The 23,013-nt window shown below is 71.3% G+C and carries 26 protein-coding genes and 2 pseudogenes; 16 read left to right on the top strand and 12 right to left on the bottom strand.

All coding sequences use genetic code 11. The annotated features are described in order from the left end of the window. The first annotated feature begins 99 nt into the window (after positions 1-99). The 4 genes and pseudogenes from ACZ4UU_RS10015 to ACZ4UU_RS10000 all read left to right on the top strand — a co-directional run. Positions 100-1,425 carry a sensor histidine kinase gene (locus ACZ4UU_RS10015; RefSeq protein ID WP_468038257.1) on the top strand — a complete coding sequence of 442 codons (1,326 nt, stop codon included), beginning with the start codon at positions 100-102 and terminating at the stop codon, positions 1,423-1,425. Continuing rightward, positions 1,422-2,087: a response regulator gene (locus tag ACZ4UU_RS10010; protein ID WP_062723992.1), complete on the top strand. Its 666-nt coding sequence runs from the start codon at positions 1,422-1,424 to the stop codon at positions 2,085-2,087. Before ACZ4UU_RS10015 ends, ACZ4UU_RS10010 begins: the two co-directional genes overlap by 4 nt. A gap of 65 nt (positions 2,088-2,152) precedes the next feature. Continuing rightward, positions 2,153-3,397, top strand: a complete 1,245-nt coding sequence (locus ACZ4UU_RS10005) for a cytochrome P450 (RefSeq protein WP_468038255.1) — start codon at positions 2,153-2,155, stop codon at positions 3,395-3,397. Further along, positions 3,367-3,657 (top strand): annotated as a pseudogene (locus tag ACZ4UU_RS10000) (Uma2 family endonuclease); the annotation flags it as partial. The gene ACZ4UU_RS10005 and the pseudogene ACZ4UU_RS10000, both read left to right, overlap by 31 nt. Positions 3,658-3,666: 9 nt before the next feature. Here ACZ4UU_RS10000 and ACZ4UU_RS09995 read toward each other — a convergent pair. Together ACZ4UU_RS09995 and ACZ4UU_RS09990 are read right to left on the bottom strand one after the other, a co-directional pair. Continuing rightward, entirely contained in the window at positions 3,667-5,271 is a 1,605-nt protein-coding gene (locus ACZ4UU_RS09995; protein ID WP_468038253.1) for an ABC transporter permease, read from the bottom strand. Further along, complete coding sequence (locus tag ACZ4UU_RS09990; protein ID WP_468038251.1) at positions 5,268-6,188, bottom strand: ABC transporter ATP-binding protein; 921 nt, start codon at positions 6,186-6,188, stop codon at positions 5,268-5,270. Before ACZ4UU_RS09990 ends, ACZ4UU_RS09995 begins: the two co-directional genes overlap by 4 nt. Positions 6,189-6,286: 98 nt before the next feature. Here ACZ4UU_RS09990 and ACZ4UU_RS09985 point away from each other — a divergent pair, with 98 nt between their 5' ends. Continuing rightward, positions 6,287-6,784: a GbsR/MarR family transcriptional regulator gene (locus ACZ4UU_RS09985; protein ID WP_468038249.1), complete on the top strand. Its 498-nt coding sequence runs from the start codon at positions 6,287-6,289 to the stop codon at positions 6,782-6,784. Positions 6,785-6,820: 36 nt separating this feature from the next. Here ACZ4UU_RS09985 and ACZ4UU_RS09980 read toward each other — a convergent pair whose 3' ends face one another. Continuing rightward, the gene (locus ACZ4UU_RS09980; protein ID WP_468038247.1) at positions 6,821-7,678 is read right to left on the bottom strand and encodes a diacylglycerol kinase family protein; all 858 of its coding nucleotides are present in this window, start codon (positions 7,676-7,678) and stop codon (positions 6,821-6,823) included. 196 nt (positions 7,679-7,874) lie between these two features. Between ACZ4UU_RS09980 and ACZ4UU_RS09975 the strand changes: the two genes are divergently transcribed. Continuing rightward, positions 7,875-9,158, top strand: coding sequence for an adenylosuccinate synthase (locus ACZ4UU_RS09975; protein WP_468038245.1), 1,284 nt, complete (start codon positions 7,875-7,877; stop codon positions 9,156-9,158). 171 nt (positions 9,159-9,329) lie between these two features. Here ACZ4UU_RS09975 and ACZ4UU_RS09970 read toward each other — a convergent pair whose 3' ends face one another. From ACZ4UU_RS09970 to ACZ4UU_RS09960, 3 genes and pseudogenes are all read right to left on the bottom strand, one after another. Continuing rightward, complete coding sequence (locus ACZ4UU_RS09970) at positions 9,330-9,977, bottom strand: TetR/AcrR family transcriptional regulator (RefSeq protein ID WP_468038243.1); 648 nt, start codon at positions 9,975-9,977, stop codon at positions 9,330-9,332. A gap of 83 nt (positions 9,978-10,060) precedes the next feature. Beyond that, positions 10,061-10,258, bottom strand: coding sequence for a DUF397 domain-containing protein (locus ACZ4UU_RS09965; protein WP_468039174.1), 198 nt, complete (start codon positions 10,256-10,258; stop codon positions 10,061-10,063). Beyond that, positions 10,241-10,621: pseudogene (locus tag ACZ4UU_RS09960) on the bottom strand (Scr1 family TA system antitoxin-like transcriptional regulator); the annotation flags it as partial. The gene ACZ4UU_RS09965 and the pseudogene ACZ4UU_RS09960, both read right to left, overlap by 18 nt. A gap of 67 nt (positions 10,622-10,688) precedes the next feature. On the opposite strand from ACZ4UU_RS09960, the gene ACZ4UU_RS09955 reads away from it, so the two are divergent. Both ACZ4UU_RS09955 and ACZ4UU_RS09950 read left to right on the top strand, forming a co-directional pair. Then, on the top strand, positions 10,689-11,093 hold the full coding sequence (locus ACZ4UU_RS09955; protein ID WP_468038241.1) for a PIN domain-containing protein: 405 nt from the start codon (positions 10,689-10,691) through the stop codon (positions 11,091-11,093). A gap of 37 nt (positions 11,094-11,130) precedes the next feature. After that, on the top strand, positions 11,131-11,421 hold the full coding sequence (locus tag ACZ4UU_RS09950; RefSeq protein ID WP_468038239.1) for a hypothetical protein: 291 nt from the start codon (positions 11,131-11,133) through the stop codon (positions 11,419-11,421). A gap of 20 nt (positions 11,422-11,441) precedes the next feature. On the opposite strand, the gene ACZ4UU_RS09945 is transcribed toward ACZ4UU_RS09950, so the two are convergent. The 4 genes from ACZ4UU_RS09945 to ACZ4UU_RS09930 all read right to left on the bottom strand — a co-directional run bounded on the left by ACZ4UU_RS09945 (position 11,442) and on the right by ACZ4UU_RS09930 (position 14,857). After that, positions 11,442-12,092 carry a hypothetical protein gene (locus ACZ4UU_RS09945; RefSeq protein WP_468038237.1) on the bottom strand — a complete coding sequence of 217 codons (651 nt, stop codon included), beginning with the start codon at positions 12,090-12,092 and terminating at the stop codon, positions 11,442-11,444. Between the two features lie 224 nt (positions 12,093-12,316). Then, positions 12,317-13,018, bottom strand: a complete 702-nt coding sequence (locus ACZ4UU_RS09940) for a GntR family transcriptional regulator (protein WP_468038235.1) — start codon at positions 13,016-13,018, stop codon at positions 12,317-12,319. Between the two features lie 141 nt (positions 13,019-13,159). Next, positions 13,160-14,515 carry an aminotransferase class III-fold pyridoxal phosphate-dependent enzyme gene (locus ACZ4UU_RS09935; RefSeq protein ID WP_468038233.1) on the bottom strand — a complete coding sequence of 452 codons (1,356 nt, stop codon included), beginning with the start codon at positions 14,513-14,515 and terminating at the stop codon, positions 13,160-13,162. Positions 14,516-14,629: 114 nt separating this feature from the next. Then, positions 14,630-14,857, bottom strand: a complete 228-nt coding sequence (locus ACZ4UU_RS09930; protein WP_468038231.1) for a hypothetical protein — start codon at positions 14,855-14,857, stop codon at positions 14,630-14,632. 168 nt (positions 14,858-15,025) lie between these two features. On the opposite strand from ACZ4UU_RS09930, the gene ACZ4UU_RS09925 reads away from it, so the two are divergent. The 3 genes from ACZ4UU_RS09925 to ACZ4UU_RS09915 all read left to right on the top strand — a co-directional run bounded on the left by ACZ4UU_RS09925 (position 15,026) and on the right by ACZ4UU_RS09915 (position 18,169). Continuing rightward, positions 15,026-15,667, top strand: coding sequence for a type 1 glutamine amidotransferase family protein (locus ACZ4UU_RS09925; RefSeq protein ID WP_468038229.1), 642 nt, complete (start codon positions 15,026-15,028; stop codon positions 15,665-15,667). After that, positions 15,664-16,122, top strand: a complete 459-nt coding sequence (locus ACZ4UU_RS09920; protein ID WP_468038227.1) for a MarR family winged helix-turn-helix transcriptional regulator — start codon at positions 15,664-15,666, stop codon at positions 16,120-16,122. Before ACZ4UU_RS09925 ends, ACZ4UU_RS09920 begins: the two co-directional genes overlap by 4 nt. An 88-nt stretch (positions 16,123-16,210) precedes the next feature. Continuing rightward, positions 16,211-18,169 carry a serine/threonine-protein kinase gene (locus ACZ4UU_RS09915; RefSeq protein ID WP_468038225.1) on the top strand — a complete coding sequence of 653 codons (1,959 nt, stop codon included), beginning with the start codon at positions 16,211-16,213 and terminating at the stop codon, positions 18,167-18,169. Positions 18,170-18,355: 186 nt separating this feature from the next. On the opposite strand, the gene ACZ4UU_RS09910 is transcribed toward ACZ4UU_RS09915, so the two are convergent. After that, a complete protein-coding gene (locus ACZ4UU_RS09910) occupies positions 18,356-19,108 on the bottom strand; it encodes an SLATT domain-containing protein (RefSeq protein WP_468038223.1) in 753 nt (250 codons plus the stop codon). Between the two features lie 320 nt (positions 19,109-19,428). Here ACZ4UU_RS09910 and ACZ4UU_RS09905 point away from each other — a divergent pair, with 320 nt between their 5' ends. From ACZ4UU_RS09905 to ACZ4UU_RS09895, 3 genes are all read left to right on the top strand, one after another. Beyond that, complete coding sequence (locus ACZ4UU_RS09905) at positions 19,429-19,773, top strand: YbaB/EbfC family nucleoid-associated protein (protein WP_048585591.1); 345 nt, start codon at positions 19,429-19,431, stop codon at positions 19,771-19,773. Positions 19,774-19,872: 99 nt separating this feature from the next. After that, positions 19,873-20,472 carry a recombination mediator RecR gene (recR, locus tag ACZ4UU_RS09900; protein ID WP_093908684.1) on the top strand — a complete coding sequence of 200 codons (600 nt, stop codon included), beginning with the start codon at positions 19,873-19,875 and terminating at the stop codon, positions 20,470-20,472. Further along, on the top strand, positions 20,465-21,133 hold the full coding sequence (locus tag ACZ4UU_RS09895) for a DUF5063 domain-containing protein (RefSeq protein ID WP_468038220.1): 669 nt from the start codon (positions 20,465-20,467) through the stop codon (positions 21,131-21,133). The genes recR and ACZ4UU_RS09895 overlap by 8 nt, the downstream gene beginning before the upstream one ends. A gap of 68 nt (positions 21,134-21,201) precedes the next feature. Here ACZ4UU_RS09895 and ACZ4UU_RS09890 read toward each other — a convergent pair whose 3' ends face one another. After that, on the bottom strand, positions 21,202-22,041 hold the full coding sequence (locus ACZ4UU_RS09890) for a PhzF family phenazine biosynthesis protein (RefSeq protein ID WP_468038218.1): 840 nt from the start codon (positions 22,039-22,041) through the stop codon (positions 21,202-21,204). Positions 22,042-22,222: 181 nt separating this feature from the next. Between ACZ4UU_RS09890 and ACZ4UU_RS09885 the strand changes: the two genes are divergently transcribed. Both ACZ4UU_RS09885 and ACZ4UU_RS09880 read left to right on the top strand, forming a co-directional pair. After that, the gene (locus ACZ4UU_RS09885; RefSeq protein ID WP_468038216.1) at positions 22,223-22,639 is read left to right on the top strand and encodes an SsgA family sporulation/cell division regulator; all 417 of its coding nucleotides are present in this window, start codon (positions 22,223-22,225) and stop codon (positions 22,637-22,639) included. A 118-nt stretch (positions 22,640-22,757) separates the two neighbouring features. Next, positions 22,758-22,919: a hypothetical protein gene (locus tag ACZ4UU_RS09880; RefSeq protein ID WP_468038214.1), complete on the top strand. Its 162-nt coding sequence runs from the start codon at positions 22,758-22,760 to the stop codon at positions 22,917-22,919. Positions 22,920-23,013 lie beyond the last annotated feature (94 nt).

Genomic DNA, 23,013 nt, shown 5'->3' with positions numbered 1-23,013 from the left:
GTGCCACCTGGGGCGATACCCGTAGTACCTGAGATGGACCTGTGGGAACCCTCTCACTGGGGACGACCGCGACACCGCCTTGCGCCTACCGTTCTGTACGTGACCGAGACGACTCACATGCAGACACCGCCACCGGGGGACGGGGCCAAGCCGCGCAGCCCGGAGTTCCGGCTGGCCGCGGACGCCCTGCAAGGGCTGCGGCAGGACCTGTTCCACGACGCCTTCGCCTACCGTCCGCTGCAGCGGATGCGGGTGGACGGCCCGCTGACCCACCGGTTGCCCGGCCGTCTGCGCGAGTACGCGGCCTGGACACCGCACGCCCTGATCGCCACGGCGGCCCTGTTCACCCTGTTCATCGGCAGTGTCGACACCAACGGGCCGACCCTGCTCGTGGGCCCGCTCTGCGCGATCCCGATCCTGCTGACCATGGCGCGGCCCGTCGGAGCGTTCTGGCTGTCCATGGCCGCCACCCCGATCGTCGCGGTGATCGGCGGCGCGGGCGAATGGCCGTGGATGCCGGGCAGCCTCGCCTGCCATCTGACCGTGCTGACCGTCGTGGCCATTCGCACCAGGCCCCGCACGGCGGCGTGGATGTGGGGGGTGACGGGGGCGTACGGCCTCCTGGTGGATGCCGGCGTCGGCAGTGGCTACTACGGCACGAACACCGGCCCCATGATGGTCATCTCCACGATGGTCCTCCTCGTCGTCGCCCTCTGGCACATACGCCGCGACGCCCGGCACGAGGTCACCGCCCAGCTGACGCAGGAGCGCTCCAAGCGCACCCTGCTGGAGGAGCGCACGACGATCGCGCGGGAGCTGCACGACGTGGTCGCCCACCACATGTCGGTCGTCGCCATCCAGGCGGAGGCCGCCCCCTACCGGGTGGAGAACCCGCCGCCGGAGCTGGAGCGGGCCTTCGTCACCATCCGGGAGAACGCGGTGGCGGCCCTCACCGAACTGCGCCGCATCCTGGGCGTCGTCCGCGCCGAGGACTACGAGGCCCCGGACGCCCCGCAGCCCACCCTCGCCGACCTGGACGCGCTGCTGGCGAACGTGCGGGACGCGGGACTGAGCGTCGAGAAGACGACGACCGGCGCGGTCCGCGAGCTGCCGCCGGGCGTGGAGCTGTCGGCGTACCGGATCGTGCAGGAGGCACTCAGCAACAGCCTGCGGCACGCGCCCGGCGCGAGCGCCCGGGTGGAGATCGGGTACGTGCTCGGCGGCCTCGGACTGCGCATAGTCAACGGCCCGCCGCCCGCGCCGGCCCTGGTGAAGCCCTCACCCGGTGCGGGGCACGGCATCACCGGGATGCGCGAGCGCGTCACCATGCTGGCCGGCGAGATGACGGCGGGCCGGACGGAGGACGGCGGCTACGAGGTGGCCGCGTTCCTGCCGGTCGTCACGGCGACAGAGGACGGCTCATGACCATCCGCGTGCTGATCGCGGACGATCAGATGATGGTGCGCGAGGGCTTCTCGGTCCTGCTGAACGCGATGCCGGACATCGAGGTCGTCGGCGAGGCGGTCAACGGCCGGGAGGCGGTGGACCGGGTCCGTGAGCTCTCCCCCGACATCGTGCTGATGGACATCCGCATGCCGGAGCTGAACGGCATCGAGGCGACCCGCGAGATCGTCGCGGCCGACAGCACGTCCAAGGTGCTGGTGCTGACCACCTTCGACCTCGACGAGTACGTCTACCAGGCGCTGCGCGCGGGTGCCTCGGGCTTCCTGCTGAAGGACGCCTCGGCCCGCCAGCTCGCCGACGGCGTAAGGGTGGTGGCGGCCGGCGAGGCCCTGCTCGCCCCCTCCGTCACCCGGCGGCTGATCACGGAGTTCTCCAAGCTGTCCGACTCCCCGCGTCTGATGTCCTCCGCGCACGCGGCGTACGGGGATCTGACCGAGCGGGAGACCGAGGTGCTGGTGCTGATCGCACAGGGCCTGTCGAACTCGGAGATAGCCGAGCGGCTGGTGGTCGCCGAGTCGACGATCAAGACCCACGTCAGCCGGATCCTGGTGAAGCTGGGCCTGCGGGACCGTACACAGGCGGCGGTGTTCGCCTACGAGGCACGGTTGGTCACACCGGGCTGAGCGGACACCCGCCCGCCGACCGACCCCCCTGGTCAGGCAGGGGGAGCCCGGGCTAACGTCCGGACATGGCAGCTCCTTCCGCCCTCGCCTTCGACCCGTGGGACCCGGCGTTCCTGGCCGACCCGTACCCCGCCTACGCAGAACTGCGTGCCCGGGGCCGGGCCCACTACTACGAGCCCACGAACCAGTGGCTGGTCCCGCACCACGCGGACGTCTCGGCGCTGCTGCGCGACCGCCGCCTGGGCCGGACGTACCAGCACCGTTTCAGCCACGAGGACTTCGGACGGACCGCACCTCCGCCGGAGCACGAGCCGTTCCACGTCCTCAACGACCACGGGATGCTCGACCTGGAGCCGCCGGACCACACCAGGATCCGCCGGCTGGTGTCGAAGGCGTTCACGCCGCGCACGGTGGAGCGGCTGAAACCGTATGTGCGGCAGCTGGCGGGCGAGCTGGTGGCCGGGCTGGTCGAGGCGGGCGGCGGTGACCTGCTGACGGATGTGGCCGAGCCCCTGCCGGTCTCGGTGATCGCCGAAATGCTGGGCATCCCCGAGTCGGACCGGGCGCAGCTGCGGCCCTGGTCGGCGGACATCTGCGGGATGTACGAGCTGAACCCGTCGCAGGAGACGGCGACGAAGGCGGTCCGGGCCTCGGTCGAGTTCTCGGAGTACCTCCGTGAGCTGATCGCGGCCCGCCGCAAGGAGCCGGGCGACGACCTGATCTCGGGCCTGATCGAGGCGCACGACGAGGGCGACCGCCTCACCGAGCAGGAGATGATCTCCACGGCCGTCCTCCTCCTGAACGCCGGTCACGAGGCCACGGTGAACGCCACGGTCAACGGCTGGTGGGCCCTGTTCCGCAACCCCGGCCAACTGGCCGCCCTGCGCGCCGACCACTCCCTGATCCCCTCGGCGATCGAGGAGCTGATGCGCTACGACACGCCGCTGCAGCTCTTCGAGCGGTGGGTGCTGGACGAGATCGAGATCGACGGAACGGTGATCCCGCGCGGCGCGGAAATCGCGATGCTGTTCGGCTCCGCCAACCATGACCCGGAGGTCTTCGAGGCCCCGGACCAGCTGGACCTCACCCGCAAGGAGAACCCGCACATCTCCTTCAGCGCCGGCATCCACTACTGCATCGGGGCGCCGCTGGCCCGGATCGAGCTGGCGGCGTCGATGACGGCGTTGCTGGAACAGGCGCCGACGCTGCGACTTGCCGCGGAGCCGGCGCGGAAGCCGCACTTTGTGATTCGGGGGTTGGAGGGGTTGCGCGTCGAGGTGGGGAGTGGGCCGACCCCCGGGGCGTGCTGATGGCGGTCGAAATCACGTCCTACGACTCGGACACCCATGAGCGCGACCGGATCGAGAAGCCTCGGGCGTACGCCGAGGCAGGTATCCCGGTCTATCTGCTGATCGACCGGGACAACTTGTCCATCCTCGTGCACAGCGATCCGGACGTGGAGGATGGGTACCGGGACATCCACGTGGTCAGGCTTGGCGGCAAGGTCACCCTCCCAGATCCCGTCGGCATCGAACTCGACACTGAGGACCTCAAGCAGTACGTCGACTGAGCCGCTACCTCAAGTCGTCATGTCCCGCCGCCGCAGCCCTGCCAGCCCTGCGGCGGTGAGCGCAGCCGCCAGCGCCAGCAGCACCAGCACCGCCCCCCACTCCATCCCCCCGCCCGGCAACTTCGGCAGGTGCCCGAACGGCGACAGGTCCAGCACCACCTGCGGAACATCCAGCGCAGGGCCCACCCAGCCGATCAGCAGCACCGCCCCGGCCACTCCCCACGCCGCCATCGCCGCCCGCGGCAGCACCCCGTACAGCAGGACCGCCAGCCCGCCGACGACCCACACCGCGGGGAGTTGCACCAGGCAGGCGCCCAGGATCGGGCCCACCTGCTTGCCGTAGCCGGCCGCGAAGCCCAGACCCGCGAGCAGCATGATCAGTGCGGACCCGGCGAAGGCGATCACCAGGTGGCCCGCGGCCCAGCGCAGGCGGCCGACCGCGTTCGCGAGGATCGGCTCCGCCCGCCCCGAGGTCTCCTCGCCGTGCAGCCGCAGCACCGACGCCACCACGTACAGCGCGGCGATCAGGCCCAGCATGCCGACCATCGAGGCGAGGAACGCGTCCGTCAGACCCGACTGACCTCCCATCCGCTCGAAGATCTCCCGCGCGTTGTCGTTGTCCCCGACCAGATCGGCCACCCCGTCGGTCAGCCCGCCGTAGACGACCCCGGCGAGGAAGAAGCCGATCGACCAGCCGAGGACGCTGCCCCGCTGGAGGCGCCAGGCCAGCGCGCCCGCCGTGCCGAGGCGGCCGAAAGCCGGGCCCGGACGGGCGGGCAGGAAGCTCATCCCCACATCCCGGCGCCCGGCGAGCTCGTACGCCACCGCACCCTGCACCAGGGCCGCCCCCGCGAACAGCAGCAGCACCCACCACCGTTCGCCCGCGAACGGCCGCAGGTTCTCCAGCCAGCCCAACGGCGACGCCCACGTCAGCGCCGACGAACCGTCGTCCGACACTGAGTCGCCCGCCGCGCGCAGCACGAACGCGGCGCCCACCAGCCCCGCCGTCAGCCCTCGGGCCAGCCGCGCGCTCTCCGTGAACTGGGCGACGATCGCCGCCAGCGTGGCGAAGACCATGCCGACCCCGGCGAGCCCGAGCCCGAGGGCCAGCGCCCCGGCGACGCCCTGGCCGGCGAGTCCGGCCGTGACCAGCAGTGCCAGTACGGCATTCGCGACGACCGCCGTCAGCAGGGCCGCCGTCAGGGAGGCCCTGCGGCCCACCATCCCGGAGGCCACCAGCTCCTGACGGCCGCTCTCCTCCTCGTCCCGGGTGTGCCGTACGACGAGGAGCATGCTCAGCACGGCCGCGAGGGCGCCCGCGTACACGCCGACGCGCCAGGCCGTCAGCGCGCCGATCGAGTCGCCGAAGACCGGGCCGATCAGGGCGCGGAAGGAGGCGTTGGCGGCCGTGTCCTGGACGAGGTCGGCGCGGTCGGCGGGGCTGTCGTAGAGGTTCTCCAGGGTGTTCGGCATGGAGAGGATCATCAGCGCGTTCACCGCGACCCAGACCGGGATCATCACCCGGTCGCGGCGCAGGGCGAAGCGCAACAGGGTCGCGGTGCCCGCCAGTTGGCGGGTCCCGCCTGGCCGTACCGCGAAAGCCGTGGCGGTCACTTGGCCACCTCGCTCATGCTCCCGGTCACGTTCGCGTCCGCCTGGTAGTGCCGCAGGAACAGTTCCTCCAGCGTCGGCGGCGTCGAGGTCAGCGACCGTACGCCGGACTCGCTGAGCGAGCGCAGTACGGCGTCGAGTTTGTCGGTGTCGACCTGGAGGCGGACGCGACGGCCCTGGACGTCCAGGTCGTGGACCCCGGGGAGGTGCGACAACCCGTTGGGCGGGCCGGCCAGTTCGGCCGTGACGCTCGTCCGGGTCAGATGGCGCAGGTCGGCGAGCGAACCGCTCTCGACCGTACGGCCCTTGCGGATGATGCTGACCCGGTCGCAGAGTTCCTCGACCTCGCTGAGGATGTGCGAGGAGAGCAGGATCGTACGGCCGCGCTCGCGCTCCTCCTCGACGCAGCGCTGGAAGACCTCCTCCATCAACGGGTCCAGACCGGAGGTCGGTTCGTCGAGGATCAGCAGGTCGACGTCGGAGGCGAACGCGGCGACGAGGGCGACCTTCTGCCGGTTGCCCTTGGAGTAGGTGCGGCCCTTTTTCGTGGGGTCCAGTTCGAACCGTTCGATCAGGTCCGCCCGCCGCTGCTTGTCGAGGCCTCCGCGCAGCCGGCCGTAGAGGTCGATGACCTCGCCGCCGGACAGGTTCCGCCACAGCGTCACGTCACCCGGGACGTAGGCGATGCGGCGGTGCACCTCCACCGCGTCCGCCCAGGGGTCGCGGCCGAGTACCTGCGCGCCGCCCGAGTCGGCGCGCAGCAGGCCGAGCAGGACGCGGATGGTGGTGGACTTTCCGGCGCCGTTGGGGCCGAGGAAACCGTGGACCTCGCCCGTCTCGACCTCCAGGTCCAGGCCGTCGAGCGCATGCGTCCGGCCGAACGACTTGTGCAGTCCGGAGACGGTGATTGCCTTCGTCATGCTTCAGAACGTACGCTTCTTTCAGAAATTTGTGAAGTTAAGGAAGCGTATGAAACCTCGATAGGGTGGGCGGCATGGATGGGCACACGGATACGCGCATGACGGAATCAGCCAGGGCCGGCCGGGACGCGGAGTCCGTGTCGAAGTTCGTGGAGTCCTTCGCGGCACAGCTCGTCGAGGCCGGCATGCAGCGCATGGCCGCTCGTGTCTTCGCCGCCCTCCTCGCCTCCGACAAGGGCGTGCTGACCTCCGCCGAACTGAGCGAGCAGCTGCAGATCAGCCCCGCCGCGGTCTCCGGGGCCGTGCGCTACCTGGCCCAGACGCACATGGTGTCCCGCGAGCGGGAGCCCGGTTCGCGCCGGGAGCGCTACCGGGTGCACGGCGACCAGTGGTACGAGGCACTGACCAACCGTGAAGCCGTCCTCAAGCGGTGGGAGGCGGCCCTGCGCGAGGGCGTCAACAGCCTCGGCGGTGACACCCCGGCAGGCCGCCGCCTGGCCGAGACGCTCGCCTTCTTCGAGTTCGTCGAGGTCGAGGTCGCGTCGATGATGGAGCGCTGGCGGGTACACCGGGAGAAGACGTTCGGCCAGGGCTGAGCCCCGCGAACGCGCCCCGATTCCGCAAGGCGCCGCTCAGCGCCCCGGCAGCACCAACCGCAGCGCGCCCTGCCCGACCGTCCAGGTCCGTCTGCGCACCGGTCCGGAGACCGCCGTGTCCGCCCGGTACCGGAAATGCGCCCCCGACACGGTCACGGTCCGTCCCGCGGCCAGCAGTGGCGAGGCCTCCGCGCCCACCGAGAGCGGCCGTACCTCGACCTCGGCCACCCCGTCGGCGCCCGGTGCCACCGACACCGCCTCCACCGGCTGGTCGAGGTCCACGAGGGTCGCGCCGTCGACCTCGACGCGCAGGCGGGCCGGCCCGGACGGGGGCGGGGAGTCGCCCCGCGCCGGCACCAGGGTCCGTACGAGGGACTGACAGGTCCGCAACCAGGGCCGCCCCGCACCCGCCCCCACCGCGGTGGCCCCGGCCGGCGCGGCGGGGTCCCGTATCGGCGGGATCCGCAGTCCGCCGAGGACCACGCCGTCGCTGTCGTCCACGAGGAGATCCAGGCGTCGCTCCGCGCCGTCCAGGACGGCCCGGGCCGCCGCCACCGCCCCCGTCGGCACCCCGAGGGATTCGGCCAGCGACAGCGCGGCGCCCACCGGCACCACCGACAGCACGCATTCGGCCAGCTCCCGCTGCCGGTGCAGCAGGGCCACCGCACGGGTCAGCGCCCGGTCGTCGCCCACGACCACGGGCCGCCGAGAACCCCTGCGGGTCAGCGCGCGGGCGAACTCCTCCGGATCGTCCGGCAGACACACCTTCGTCGCCGCACCCGCGCTGAGCACGTCTTTCGCGATCCTGACGGACTCCCCGTCCGTGCGCCGGGCAACCGGATCGATCACCACCAGCAGCTGATCGGACATCGCGAAAGTCGCCACCTCGGCCATGCCTCGCTTCCTCGGGTAGCATCTTTGTGCAAGAGCCCCTTGCGCTATTGCGCCAGGGGCTTCGTCTATTCCGGGGCCATCCGGTCCGACGGTTCGCGGCCAACGACGGTCGCGACCTGTCGTGGTGTACACGGTCCAGACCCTCCGTGTACACCCCTGACCTTGGACATGCCCCGCCCGGAAGGGGTGTACGCGCGTGCCCGCACTTGTGCTGCTCGGTGCTCAGTGGGGTGACGAAGGCAAGGGAAAGGCGACGGACCTGCTAGGCGGATCCGTCGACTACGTGGTGCGCTACCAGGGCGGCAACAACGCCGGCCACACGGTAGTCGTGGGTGATCAGAAGTACGCCCTCCACCTGCTCCCTTCCGGAATCCTGTCCCCGGGGTGCACCCCGGTCATCGGCAACGGTGTCGTCGTCGACCCGTCGGTCCTGCTCTCCGAGCTGAGCGGTCTGAACGAGCGTGGCGTCGACACGTCCAAGCTCCTCATCAGCGGAAACGCGCACATCATCACGCCGTACAACGTGACGGTGGACAAGGTGACGGAACGCTTCCTCGGCAAGCGGAAGATCGGCACCACCGGTCGCGGCATCGGCCCGACCTACGCCGACAAGATCAACCGCGTCGGCATCCGCGTCCAGGACCTGTACGACGAGTCGATCCTCACCCAGAAGGTCGAGGCGGCCCTCGACGTCAAGAACCAGCTGCTCACCAAGCTGTACAACCGGCGGGCCATCGCCGTCGACCAGGTGGTCGAGGAGCTGCTGGGCTACGCCGAGAAGATCGAGCCGTTCGTCGCCGACACGGTCCTGATCCTCAACCAGGCCCTTGAGGACGACAAGGTGGTCCTCTTCGAGGGCGGCCAGGGCACCCTCCTCGACATCGACCACGGGACGTACCCGTTCGTCACGTCCTCGAACCCGACCGCGGGCGGAGCCTGCACGGGCGCCGGCGTCGGCCCGACGAAGATCAGCCGCGTCATCGGCATCCTCAAGGCGTACACGACCCGCGTCGGCTCCGGCCCGTTCCCGACCGAGCTCTTCGACGAGGACGGCGAGGCGCTGCGCCGTATCGGCGGCGAGCGGGGCGTCACCACCGGCCGTGACCGGCGCTGCGGCTGGTTCGACGCCGTGATCGCCCGCTACGCGACCCGCGTGAACGGCCTGACCGACTTCTTCCTCACCAAGCTGGACGTCCTCACCGGCTGGGAGGAGATCCCGGTCTGCGTGGCCTACGAGATCGACGGCAAGCGCGTCGAGGAACTCCCGTACTCCCAGACCGACTTCCACCACGCCAAGCCGGTCTACGAGATGCTGCCGGGCTGGAGCGAGGACATCAGCAAGGCCAAGTCCTTCTCCGACCTCCCGAAGAACGCCCAGGCGTACGTCAAGGCGCTGGAGGAGATGTCCGGCGCGCCGATCTCCGCGATCGGCGTGGGGCCGGGCCGGGACGAGACGATCGAGATCAACTCGTTCCTGTAGCTCCCGCTGCGGCAGGCGCTCACCGGGCGGACGACGCCCGGTGAGCGCCTGCCAGCGGTCGCGGAGGTGTCGCCCCTGGCATGCTCCAGTTCTTCCTTCAGCCTGGCTTCCTCGGCCTCGCGTGCGGGTACTTGTACGAGGTCTGTACGCGTATGGCGGTGCAGCGCCGCGTTACTCCCTCGACGGCCGGCCCGGACCCTCGGAGCATGTCCAGAGGCTGCAGTCGGTGCAGGGTAAGGGGAGTGTGAGGCAGAGATGGACGGTCGTGTTCAGGCGGGCGTCGATCTTGGCGCGTTCCTCGGTGTCTGAGGAGTCCGCGGGGGGAGTGAGGGCGTAGGGGAGTGCCGTGGTGAGGACGGCCAGGGTGGTGCGGTCCCGTTCCGCGGCTCCCGTGAGACGTCCCGTCACATGCTCGTGCAGCCAGGACCACGTCAGCGTGTGCCAGGCGGTGGCCGGTCGCAGGATCGCGGCGTGAACCAGCTCCGGATCCGCACGGGCCATGGTCCGCACGACCGGGTGTTCCCGCACCAGACGCGCCGCGCGCACCACGACGCGCGCCTCAAGACACCCGGCCGGCAAGGGTTCCCGCACCTCACGGGCCACATACAGCACGCGTCGCAGTTCGGAGAGCGTGGCCTCGCGGAGCAGCGCCTGCGGGTCGGCCCAGTTCCGGTAGAGGTACGAGCGGTTGCAGCGGGCCAGTCGCGCGATGTGTGTCACTCCGGTCCGCCGGGGGCCGTACTGGGTCAGCGCGTCAAGGACCGCGCGATACACCGTGGCCCGGCCCGGCTGCCAGACGGAAGGGGGCGATCCGCTCATGCCGGGGAGCATGGCAGACCGAGGCATGCCGCCTTTCGGCGAAAAGTGCGACAGATAAGGAGAAGGTGTTGCAGTTTTTCGAGCTAAGGGGTGAGGGGGGCGGTGGGGAGGAAGGCCGCCCAGGCACCGCCGGACACGGTGACTATGGGCCCGTCGGGGTGCTTTGAGTCGCGGATGTGAATGGTGGTGGGGGTGTGGGGGCATGGGGCGACTTCGAGGCAGTTTCCGCCGCCGTCGTCGCTGTAGCTCGACTTGAACCAGCGAAGGGCCTGTGAACGGATCCTCGCATAGCGGTGCGCGAGTTGGGACGCCTCCGACGGGTCGCTGACCAGAATGCCCTGGTCCTCGATCTCCATGTAGACGACGTGCTCGTGGTCCGCGGTCTCCACGAGCTTCATGGCGCCGCGAGCGCCTGCGTACGTTCCCCGCAGTCCTCGGTCCAGGGGCAGCACCTGCACACAGACATTCTCCCTCCGCGCGTCCTCGGCGAGCGAGCGCAGCTGCTGGCGCAGAATCTCCCAGCTTCCGAACGGCCGCCGCAACACGCTCTCTTCGAGGATCAGCTCGATTAGCGGGGCCGGCTTCCGGTCGAAGAGCGCCCGGCGGGCCAGCCGTGCCTCGACCAGTTCCTCGCGCTTCTGCTGGTATCCGCTGCCGCGTGCCGTCATTTTCGACGACACGGCCGCCCTCGCCCTCGGCGCCGGGAACAGCATGGCCTCGCGGCTCGTCGTCGAGGCCGAGACGGGCCCCGCCCTGCGCGTGTACATTCCGGCCCTCAGCCTCGCCGCGGCCGAGCGCGAGCGGGCCGGTGTCGCCGAGGACCTCGGCGCGCTGCCATCGGTCAACATCGAGGGGCTCGACTTCTCGGCCGCTGCCGCCGTGGGCAAGCGTCTACGGACCGCGGACCCGGCAGACGAGGGCAAGGACGAGCTGGACTGGAGCGGAGCCCACGTTCTGGGCGCCCACCCGCTATCGGGGTACAGGCATCCGCACCATCCGCATCGTCGAGCAGAGCTGACGGTGTTTCCGGAGGGAGGGCTCCCGCCGGGTGCCCTCCCTCTCTTGCCCCGGGTGGAGCAGTCAACAGGCGAAACGCGCATACCGCCCCTAGCGTGAGGCCGTACGTTCCGCGGCGATCAGAAGAAGGTGCGTCATGCGTGTGCTGCTCCAGGCTCATCTCGACACCGAGAAGACGAACGACATCATCCGCAGCGGCAAGATGCCCCAGGTGATGCAGGAGATCGTCGGGGCCTTCAAGCCGGAGTCCTCGTACTTCACGGCCGACGGCGGGGTCCGCTGTATGTTCCTGGTCTTCGACATGCAGGACTCCTCCCAGATGCCGCCGCTCACCGAGCCGCTCTTCGAGAGGTTCGGCGCGGAGGTGAACTACACGCCGGTGATGAACCTGGACGACGTCCAGAAGGGCCTGTCCCAGCTGAAGTAAGGCTGAGGGGTCATGAGGACTCAGCTGAAGACGATCATCGACCCCTGTGCGAGACTCCGCGTCGCAGCCGCGTGCAGCCCCAGCCACACATGCCGTTCACGGGCGAACGGGCTCGGGTCGTAGGGAGCGGGAACCGCCGGTTCCTCCAAGGCCGTCGGGGCCAGCGGAGCCTGGGGGGCCGACGGGGGGTTGGCCGGATCGATACCGATGACCGGGGCCACGAACTCCAGCTCGCGCAGCAGCGCCTGGGAGGAGCCCAGCGGGCCGCCGCCCGCGAGGAGCTCGTCGTTGGAGAGCGGGCCCGGGAAGTCCACGGGGACGTAGGCGCCCGCGTGGTCGTAGTGCCAGACCAGGTGGGACTGCTTGGCGGTGGTCTCGAACATCTCCAGGAGCTGTTCGTAGTCGCCGCCCAGTTCGTCGACCGGGGTCACCGGGAGACCGCAGACCTGGAGCAGATACGCGCGGCGCAGGAAGTGCAGCGCGTCGTAGTCGAAGCCGGCGACCGGTGCGACGTCCCCGGACAGGCCCGGCATGTACTGGTACACCGGCACCGGCGGTAGCCCCGCCTCGGCCAGCACCTTGTTGTATTGCGCGAGTTCCTCGGCGAAGGGGTTGTCGGGGGTGTGGCACAACACGTCGACAAGCGGTACCAGCCACAGGTCACAGGCCAAAAGAGGGCTCCTCGCACAGTCGCGTAGCACATCGGTCAGGGAAGGGTAGTCGGTGCGGCTCGGGGGCGGACCCCCTAGGCCCTGTCTCGTGCGGACCCTCGGACAAGTCCCCGCTCGTGCAGGTCCCATACCCACACTCCGTCCACCCACCTCACCGGGCGGCCCACCAGCTTCTCCACGGTCCCAAGGCCTCGCGGGCGCCGCCGGTGGCTCCCGCTCCGGGCTCATTCGGCTGCCAGTCGCTCGATCAGGGCAAGGGAGCCCGCGTCGTGGTCGGCGATGATCGAGCGGGCCTTGGGCAGGTCGCGGCGCATCAGGGCGTCGACCAGGTCGGTGTGCCCGCACCACAGGTGGCCGCGGAGATCGTCGATGTGGCGCAGGTGCTGGACGGCGCAGACCCAGGACTGCACGCGCAGCCTGTGCAGGAAGTCGGAGAGGTAGGGGTTGCCGAAGAGGGCGCCCAGTTCACGCCAGAACCGCAGGTCGTAGCCGATCAGCACGGTGAGGTCGCCTGCCGTCGCGGCGCGCTGGGCCTCCTCGGCGCGACGGCGCACCCCGACCACGGCGGCGTGGACCTGGGGGTCGTCGGGGTCCCGGTGGCGGGCGGTGTCGGTGGCCAGGACCTGGAACATGCCGTTGGTGACCAGGCCGCGGGCTTCGACGATGCCGCGGAAGTCCTCCACGGAGTACTCGTGCACGCGGAAGCCGCGGTGCTGGTCGGCTTCCAGCAGGCCCTGAGCGGAGAGGTCGACGAGGGCCTCGCGGACCGGGGTCGCGGAGACGCCGTACTGTTCGGCGATCTCCTTGACGGTGAATTCCCGTCCTGCCTGCAGCCGGCCGGCCAGCACCTCGTCGCGGAGGGCGTCCGCGATCTGCTGCCGCAGGGTGCTCCGGGTTACGGAGCCGTTGCCGCCGGGGCCGGGCATGGTCGGTGCGTCTCCCGTCGTCGCGATGTGGTGGCGTGTGTGTCTGTGCGTACACGTATATGTCTACGAGCACGCCACCTTACGCGTTCGGGTTCCGGGGCAGGTTTCCGCGACGGCCCGGACTTCGGCCCGCCGCGGGGCCTACTCCGTGTACTCGTCCGCCACAGCCAGCGCGGCGTCCAGCGCGGCCAGGCCCTCCTTCAACTCTGCCTCGGTCACGTTGCACGGCGGTACGACATGGGTGCGGTTCATGTTGATGAACGGCCAGATGCCCCCCGCCTTCGCGGCGGAGCCGAACGCCGCCATGGGGGCGTTGGCCTCACCGGCCGCGTTGTAGGGCACCAGCGGCTCACGGGTCTCCCGGTTCCTGACCAGCTCGACGGCCCAGAACATCCCGACCCCCCGCACCTCGCCCACGCAGGGATGCCGCTCGGCCAGCTCGCGCAGCCCGGGTGCCACCACCTCGGCTCCCAGTCGGGCGGCGTTCTCGACGACGCCCTCCTCGGCCATGACGTTGATCGTCGCGACGGCGGCCGCGCAGGCCAGCGGGTGACCGGAGTACGTGAGACCGCCGGGGTACGGCCGCTTCGCGAAGGTCTCGGCGACGGCCCCGGAGATGGCGACGCCGCCCAGCGGGACATAGCCGGAGTTCACGCCCTTCGCGAAGGTCATGAGGTCGGGGGTGACGTCGTACAGGTCCGCCGCGAACCACTTTCCGGTCCGCCCGAACCCCGCCATGACCTCGTCCAGGACGAAGACGATCCCGTACTTGTCACAGATCTCGCGGACCCCGGCCAGATAGCCGGCCGGCGGCAGCATGATCCCGGCCGTCCCCGGAATCGTCTCCAGGATGATCGCGGCGACGGTCGACGGCCCTTCGAAGGCGATCGTCGTCTCCAGATGCTCCAGCGCCCGCGCGCACTCCTGCTCCTCGGTCTCGGCGTAGAAACGCGAGCGGTAGAGGAAGGGCGCCCAGAAGTGCACGACCCCGGCCGTGGCGCTGTCGGAGGCCCACCGTCGCGGGTCGCCGGTGATGTTCACGGCCTGCTGGGTGCCGCCGTGGTACGAGCGGTACGCCGACAGCACCTTGGGGCGGCCCGTGTGCAGCCGGGCCATCCGCACCGCGTGCTCGACGGCGTCCGCGCCGCCGTTGGTGAAGAAGATCTTGTCCAGGTCGCCCGGCGTTCGTTCGGCGATCAGCCGGGCCGCCTCGGACCGGGCCTCGACGGCGAAGGCGGGCGCGAAGGTGGTCAGGTGTGCGGCCTGCTCCTGTATCGCGGCGACGACCTTCGGGTGCTGGTAGCCGATGTTCGTGTAGACGAGCCCGCTGGTGAAGTCGAGGTAGCGCTTGCCGTCGTAGTCCCAGAAGTACGACCCCTCCGCACCGGCGACGGGGAGCGGGTCGATGAGTTCCTGCGCGGACCAGGAGTGGAACACGTGCGCACGGTCCGCGGCCTTCACGGCGGCGCCGGTCTCTGGATCAGGCTGAGGGGTCATACAGCCGAGCGTAGGAACCGGCGCCGCGACGCGATATCGGCGTCCTGTCTGCGGTCGGTGGCTTTCCGCGACAGGTTGTCGACCCGTCCTGGCGAAGTGCTGGCGCCGGTCGGGCTAGACCAGCTTCTCCACCAGCAGGCCCAGTGCCGAGCGGGGGACGGTTCCGTTCGTTTCGCCGTCCGTCTGTCCCCAGGCCGAACCGGAGCCCGTGGAGTTCGAGCCCTTGGTGTCGTTGACGCCCTGGAAGATGCCGAAGTCGAGGGGCCCGTCGTCCGCTGAGGCGGGGAGGGCGGCGGTGAGGAGGGCCGCGCCGGCGAGCGCGGCGGCAGCGATGATCTTCATGCCCGACCCAACGACCGCGACGGCGAGAGGATGTCCTGTTATGCACCGTTGGTGTTGATTGAGCTCCGAGGGGAGCATTGACAGTGTGCTGTCTAAGTGACAGCATGTTGTCAACGGAATCGCCTTCGAGGGCGGCGTTCTTGAGGCCCAGGTCCCCCAGGAGGAGCCATGGAGAGCACCACCGGAACCACCGGCACCACCACGAACACCCGCAAGCCCGTCCACCTCGCCGTCTACGACACCCTCGCCGACTGGGAGCCCGGCCACGCCACCGCCCAGCTGGCCCGTGCCGGATACGAGATCCGTACCGTCGGCCCGACCCGCGAACCCGTCACCACCGTCGGCGGCCTGCGCATCCAGCCCGACCTGGCCCTGGCCGACCTACGGCCCTCCGACGCGGCCCTGCTGATCCTCCCCGGCGCCGACCTCTGGGACGCGGGCGACGACCTCGCCCCCTTCGCCCGCACCGCCCGCGCCTTCCTGGACGCCGGGGTGCCGGTGGCCGCGATCTGTGGGGCGACCGTCGGCGTGGCCCGCGAAGGGCTGCTCGACGACCGGGACCACACCAGCGCGGTCTCCTTCTATCTGGCCGCGACCGGGTACGCCGGCGGTGAGCGGTACGTCGAGGCCGACGCGGTCACCGACGGCGGGCTCGTCACCGCCGGTCCCACCGAACCCGTCGCCTTCGCCCGGGAGATCCTGCGGCTGCTGAAGGTGTACGACGACGAGGCCGTCGACGCCTGGTACCGCCTGTTCCACGACTCCGACGCCGAGGCGTACGCCGTGCTGGAGAAGGCCGGTGTCGTGTGAGCCGGGAACGACAGGATCTGCTCAGCCGCGGCGCGCTCGGTGTCTTCCGGCTCAACGGCCAGTTCCTCGCGGTCGCCGAGGAGTTGGCCAGGCCCGCCGGGCTGACGGCGGCCTGGTGGCAGGTGCTCGGCGCGGTCCTGGGCGAGCCCCTGCCCGTCTCCGGCATCGCCCGCGCCATGGGCATCACCCGGCAGAGCGTGCAGCGCATCGCCGATCTGCTGGTGGACAAGGGGCTCGCCGAGTACCGGCCCAACCCCGCCCACCGCCGTGCCAAGCTCCTCGCGCCCACGGAGCGGGGGCGGGCGGCGATCTCCCGCATCGGCCCCGGCCACGCGGCCCTCGCCGACCGGCTGGCGGAGGCCGTCGGGGAGGCCGAACTCGCCGAGGCCGTACGGGTTCTGGAACGGTTGTCGAAGGCCCTCGACCAGATCGCCGTTCCTGTTACGGAACCGTAGACGCCCACCCGCTCACCTCCCCATATGCCGCACTATCGTGGGGCCGTTGCGTAAGCGGGGGTGCGTCGGCGGGGTTGGGGGGCGTGGCATGGAGAAGCTGGGGTCGGGTGATCCACAGCAGATCGGGGCTTATCGGCTGCTGGCGCGGCTGGGCGCGGGTGGCATGGGGGACGTCTATCTCGCCCGGTCGGACCGGGGCCGTACCGTCGCCGTGAAACTCGTACGGCGGGAGCTGGCCGCGCAGGAGGAGTTCCGCGCCCGGTTCCGGCAGGAGGTGCAGGCCGCGCGGCAGGTCGGCGGGTTCTGGACGGCACCGGTGCTCGACGCGGACACCGAGGCCGACGTGCCCTGGGTCGCCACCGGCTATGTCGCCGGGCCCAGCCTCCAGCAGGTCGTCGGACGGGACCACGGGGCGTTGCCCGAGCGGTCGGTCCGGATCCTGGCGGCGGGCCTCGCGCACGCTCTCAAGGACATCCATGCCGCGGGGATCGTGCACCGGGACCTGAAGCCGTCCAATGTGCTGGTCACCATCGACGGCCCGCGCGTCATCGACTTCGGCATCGCCCGCGCCCTGGAGACCGTCGACGAGACCGGGCTCACCCGCACCGGCGCGCTCGTCGGATCGCCGGGGTTCATGGCGCCCGAGCAGGTGCGCGGGGACCGGATCACGCCCGCGTGCGACGTGTTCTGCCTGGGCTCGGTGCTCGCCTACGCCGCGACCGGCGCGCTGCCCTTCGGCTCGGTCGACAGCGGCGCGCACGCCGTGATGTTCCGGATCGCCCAGGAGGAACCCGATCTGGAGGGCGTGCCCGAGGGCATCGCCGACCTGGTGCGGGACTGTCTGCGCAAGGACCCGGGCGGTCGGCCGACGCTGGACCGGATCCTGGAGCGCACGGGCGCCGAGGACACCGTCTCCGGCGGCCGGTCCCGGGACCCGTGGCTGCCGAGCGCGCTGGTGGCACAGCTGGGTCGGCACGCGGTGCGGTTGCTGGACACCGAGGACCCGGAGGGACCCGCGGGGCGGGAGGGTCCGGCGGCAGGGGCCGGGGGAGCGCAGGTCCCGGCACGTGGCGACGGTCCGGGGGTACCGGGCTCCGGTGGCGTGCCGGGTGCCGCCGAGCCGACCCCCGCGGCCTCCCCCGAACACGCCCCGGCCGCCCAGGCGACGCCGCCCGACCAGCTCCCCACCGTGGCCGCGCCCCAGACCGGCCCGACCCCGCCGCCGCCCCCGGGCACCCCTCCCGCCGGACCCTTCGGAGAGGCCGCCGCGCCCGGCCGTACCCCGGCCCACCCGGCATACGGCTCCCCGCAGCAGCACCCGCAACAACATCCACGGCAGCCGGGGTACGGCTATCCGCAGGCCCCGCCCCACGGCCCCACCCCCGCGTACGGCGCGACCCCGCCGTACAACCCCACCCCGCCCTACGGCCCGCCTCTGCCGTACCTCCCCGCGCCCCGGCCGGAAGCCCCCCAGCGCAGCGGCCGCTCCACGGTGGCGCTCGTCCTCGTCGCGCTGGTCGTCGCGCTCGCGGCCGGTGGTTCGGTGTACGCCCTCATGAACGGCGGCGGGGACGACGGTGCGCAGGGCGGTCCGACGGGTGGTCCCGGTACCGCGACCCACTCCACGACCTCCGGCCCGACCGACCCGGCCACCTCCCCGCCCCCGGACCCGACCGACTCCCCGCCCACCGACGGCGCGATCCCGCCCCGCTACCTGGGCACCTGGACCGCCTCCATCGACAACGCCACCGGCAGGAACTCCCGCCGACTGACCATCCGGCAGGGCGAGGTCGGCGACAAGGTGCTCACACTCGTCGCCGACGGTCCAGCCGGCACCGGCACCTACCACTGCGAGTTCACGGCTTCCCTCGCCGAAGCGCCCAGCGCGGACGGCCCGTTGGAGATCGGCCCGTCCTCCGTGACCGCAGGCGAGCCCGCCACCTCCTGCTCACCCGGTGAGGCCACCGAGATCACGCTGCTGCCGGACGGACGGCTGGAGCGGGTGAACACCAGCAGCGGCGAGAAGCTGACGTACACCAGACAGTGACACCGGAACCTCCACCCGGTCCGGCGTCCGAGGACAGGGCCGTCCCCCCCCCAGCCCGTCCGGCGTTTGAGGACGAGGCCCGGAGGGCCGATAGCGGGGGTCCAGGGGGCGGCAGCCCCTTGGCGGGGTCGAAGGGGCGGAGCCCCTGGGGATGGGACGGGTAGGGGCGGCGGGGGCGAGAACCCCTCAGCGGGGCTCCGGCGGCCGCTGCCGAGGCATGTTCGGCCGCGCCCCGTTACCCGGCGCCACACCGAACCGTCCCGAACCCACCCCGACATCCTGCCGAGCCGCCCCGGCCACAGCCGACTGAATCCCCATGGGCGCGGCCCCAGTCCGGAACTCCACCATCCAGTCCGCCGTCTCCGCCCGCACCAACTCGGCCACGTCCTCCGAGAACCGCCGCAACACCCCGAGACACCGCTCAGCCGCCTCACTCGCCGTCCCCTCCGCCGGCCCCAACACCTCCCGCACACTCTCCGTCGCCCAGTCGAACTGCAGCGTCTGCAGCCGCCGCTGCACCGCCTGAGCCGTGGCGACGTCCCTTATCCACCCGGACGTCACCCCGAAGAACCGATCGGCCGCCACACACGCCACCGCCAGCAGCAACGCCAGATACCCCCACGGCGCCGCCCCGCGCGCGACCCCCGTCAGATCCAGCAGCGGCAACGCGGCCCCGACGACCGCCCCGGCCGCCGCCCCACCCCGCAACGCCCAGGCCCCCCGCCGCTTCCACACCCGATCCGCGAGATACCACGCCGCCGTGTCCAGCGCCCCCCGCTCCACCCACCGGTACAGCTCGTGCAGCCGTACCGCGGGCTCCCCCCAGTCCCCGAGCGGAAACGCCCGCCCCCGCAGATCGCCCGGCCCCAGCCCGGCCGTCCCTTCACCGCCCCGCCTGTCCTGCGGCGACCTGTCGGGCTGCATCTCCGGTTGACCCACCCGGCACTCCCTACTGATCACGGTGCGTGACCTCGCGTGCGACCCGGGTACGACCCCCGCGGCGCACGGAACGTCCCGCCACACCTGAGGCTGACGCGCCGCACCCTTCCTACCGCCCAATGGGTGGCGAAGAGATGCCTTTCGCCTCTTTTCCGCCCAGAAGAGGGTCTTGATCAGGTCTTGGTCAGATATAGGACGCCAGTTCCTCTCACTCGAAAGAAGTGCTGGGGCGACGGCCACGCCGACCACGTAGGCTCGTGCTGAACGGCAAAGCCGAGCGGAAACCCCGCGCAGTACCCGTCATACGCAAGGAGCTGATCGTGATCCCCGGTGGTGGCCAGCCCAACATGCAGCAGCTGCTCCAGCAGGCCCAGAAGATGCAGCAGGACCTGGCGCGGGCGCAGGAGGAACTGGCTCAGACGGAGGTCGAGGGCCAGGCGGGCGGCGGCCTGGTGAAGGCCACCGTGACGGGCTCCGGCGAACTCAGGGCGCTCAAGATCGACCCGAAGGCGGTGGACCCGGAGGACACCGAGACCCTCGCCGACCTGGTCATCGCGGCCGTACAGGCGGCCAACGAGAACGCGCAGACGCTCCAGCAGCAGAAGCTGGGCCCGCTGGCCCAGGGCCTGGGCGGCGGCAGCGGCATCCCCGGTCTGCCGTTCTGACGTCCCGGCGTCCGGGCGTTCCCCGCTTGTCTTTCTAAGAGGGGCCGCCGCCAACTACCGTACGTACCGTAAGGAACCCCAGGAAGGGACGGCAGTCCGTTGTACGAAGGCGTGGTCCAGGACCTCATCGACGAGCTGGGGCGGCTGCCCGGCGTCGGTCCCAAGAGCGCGCAGCGGATCGCCTTCCACATCCTCCAGGCGGAACCGACGGACGTACGGCGTCTCGCCCAGGCCCTGATGGAGGTCAAGGCGAAGGTCCGCTTCTGCGCGACGTGCGGCAACGTCGCGCAGGAGGAGCTGTGCAACATCTGCCGGGACACGCGCCGCGATCCGGCGGTGATCTGCGTGGTCGAGGAGCCGAAGGACGTCGTGGCGATCGAGCGGACCCGTGAGTTCCGCGGCCGTTACCACGTCCTCGGCGGCGCGATCAGCCCCATCGAGGGTGTCGGCCCGGACGACCTGCGGATACGGGAACTTCTCGCGCGGTTGGCCGACGGGGCGGTCACGGAACTGATCCTGGCCACGGACCCGAATCTGGAGGGCGAGGCCACGGCCACGTACCTCGCCCGCATGATCAAGCCCATGGGCCTGAAGGTCACCCGCCTGGCCAGCGGCCTCCCGGTGGGTGGCGACCTGGAATACGCGGACGAGGTCACCCTCGGCCGCGCCTTCGAGGGGAGACGACTCCTAGATGTCTGACGCCACGCTGCACGCGACCGAGCCGGACCCGGACGACTTCGCGGTCCAGATCTCGGACCAGATCGAGAGCTTCCTGGTCGCCGTCACGGAGGTCGCGAAGGGCGACGAGCCGGGCTCGACCGTGCCCTTCCTCCTCCTGGAGGTCTCCCAACTCCTCCTGGCCGGCGGCAGGCTGGGCGCGCACGAGGACATCGTTCCCGACGAGCGCTACGAGCCCGACCTCGGCCCGGAGCCGGACGTCGACGAACTCCGCGAGAACCTCGCCCGCCTGCTGGACCCGGTGGACGTCTACTCGGAGGTCTTCGACCCCTACGAGCCCCGCAAGGCCCCCGTTCCGGCCCGGATCTCCGACGACCTCGCCGACGTCATCACCGATCTGCGCCACGGCATGGCCCACTACCGGGCCGGCCGCACCACCGAGGCCCTGTGGTGGTGGCAGTTCTCGTACTTCTCCAACTGGGGCACGACGGCCTCCGCGACCCTGCGCGCCCTGCACTCGGTCCTGGCCCACGTCCGCCTGAACCAGCCCCTGGAGGAGCTGGACGGCCTGGACACGGACCAGGGCATGATGGGCGACGAGACGCTGGAGTTCGAGGCGGGCAAGGTCATGGCGGAGGAGATCGGCGGACCGCTGGGCATGCGGCCCGCCCAGCGGCGCTAGCGCGGATCCGTCAGACGGTCGGACCCGTCGGTCTCGGACCCGTCAGGCCCGTCAGAAGCGTCGGCCCGTCAGATTCGTACGGCCGTGCCGGTCACGCCGATGCCCGTGTCCGGCTCGGCCGGTACCGTCACCGTGATCGTGCTCGGCCTGCCCATGTCCACGCCCTGATGGATCGTCAGGGTGGCGGGCGGGGCGATGAGTTGCAGCTCACGCAGATAGCCGCCGAACGCGGCCGCCGCCGCGCCCGTGGCCGGGTCCTCGACCACGCCGCCGGGCGGGAACGCGTTACGGGCGTGGAACACCGTGGCGGACTCCCGCCAGACCAGGTCGACGGTGGTCCAGTCCTCGCGGGCCATGAGCGCGCCGAGCGCGGCCATGTCGTACTCCAGGTCGGCCAGCCGCTCCCGCGTCGAGGCGGCGAGGACCGGGTGCCAGGCCCCGGCGAAGGCGACCCGCGGCGGCAGCGCCGGGTCCAGGTCCGCGGCCGACCAGCCCAGGATCGCCAGCAGCTCGGCCAGGTCGGCCTCGCCGACCGGCGCCGTACTCGGTGCGACGCTCACCAGGGTCGCCACCACGGCGCCGTCCGCCGTCCGGTCGGTGGTGACGGTGACCGGGCCCGCCTGGGTGCGCAGCAGCAGCCGGCCTGTCCCGTGCCGTTCCGCGTAGGCGACGGCCGTGGCGATCGTCGCGTGGCCGCAGAACGGCACCTCGGCGAGCGGGCTGAAGTACCGGATGCCCAGGGTGCCGTCATCGCCGGCCGGGACGACGAACGCCGACTCCGAGTAGCCGAGGTCGGCGGCCGTCGCGAGCATCGTGGCGTCGTCGACCCCGGTCGCGTCGAGCACCACGCCTGCCGGGTTGCCTCCGGCGGGGTCACTGCTGAAGGCCACGTATCGCAAGATCTCCATCCCGGGACCGTAGCCGTGCGGGCCGCTCGGGGAGTGCGGGAGGGGCAGAAGGTGACGCGGGTTACAGGAAAAGGCTTCTGAAGTGGCGTAATGCGCGGGCCCCTCGGCCGGTCTCACAGGCGCACCCGCACCCCGGCCGCCCCTGGCCGGTGCCCCCCGCCCCTCGAATCGGAGCCCGCCCATGCACGTCACCCTGGAGCAGCCGACCGGCGCCCGTCTGATCACCGCCGCGGACAAGGACATCGCGATACCGGCCACCCTCCGCTACACCTCGGCCGACCCGCTGGCCGTGCACATCGACTTCCCGCCCCATGTCACGCTCGACGGCGAGGGCACGACCTGGACGTTCGCCCGGGTGCTGCTGGGCGAGGGGCTGCGGGGGCCGGCCGGGCTCGGGACGGTGCGGGTGCGGCCGTGCGGGGCGGCGCACACGTACGTCGAGTACCGCTCGCCGGTCGGGCCGGCCGTGCTGCGGTTCGCCACCTCGGACCTGTTCCGCTTCCTGGCCCGTACCTACACCGTCATCGCGCCCGGCGAGGAGACCGTGGGGGCCGAACTGGACCACGGGCTCGCGGCGTTGTTCGGCGGGCGGGTGTGATGTGCGGTGTCCGGGGAGCCCCTCATCCGTCACGTCTGAACTGCTCCATGACGGGGCCATGGCGACTCGGTCGAAGACGTAGGCGGGGACGGGAGTCGGGCTCTGCGTCGCAGGGGCCGTGGGGCTGATCGTCGGCGGTGTGCTGAATGTCGACGCCGCGGATCCCTTGGCGAGCGTGGCCGGGGAGCAGGACGGGCCGGACGGGTCGGACGGGCCGGACGGGTCGGACGGGTCGGACGGGTCGGCCCTGCTACGCCAAGCCGAGGCGAACGTGGCGTAACCCTCCGGTCGCCCGGCGTGAATTGGGTACGTGCTGGCCCGACCCTGGATCTGCCTTGTACGGGCCCTAACCGGTGCCACGCGAATCTGGAGTC

The organism is Streptomyces sp. NPDC028907 (genome assembly GCF_055564995.1).
Note: the sequence above shows the minus strand (reverse complement) of the source record. Positions and strands in the feature narration are given on the sequence as shown.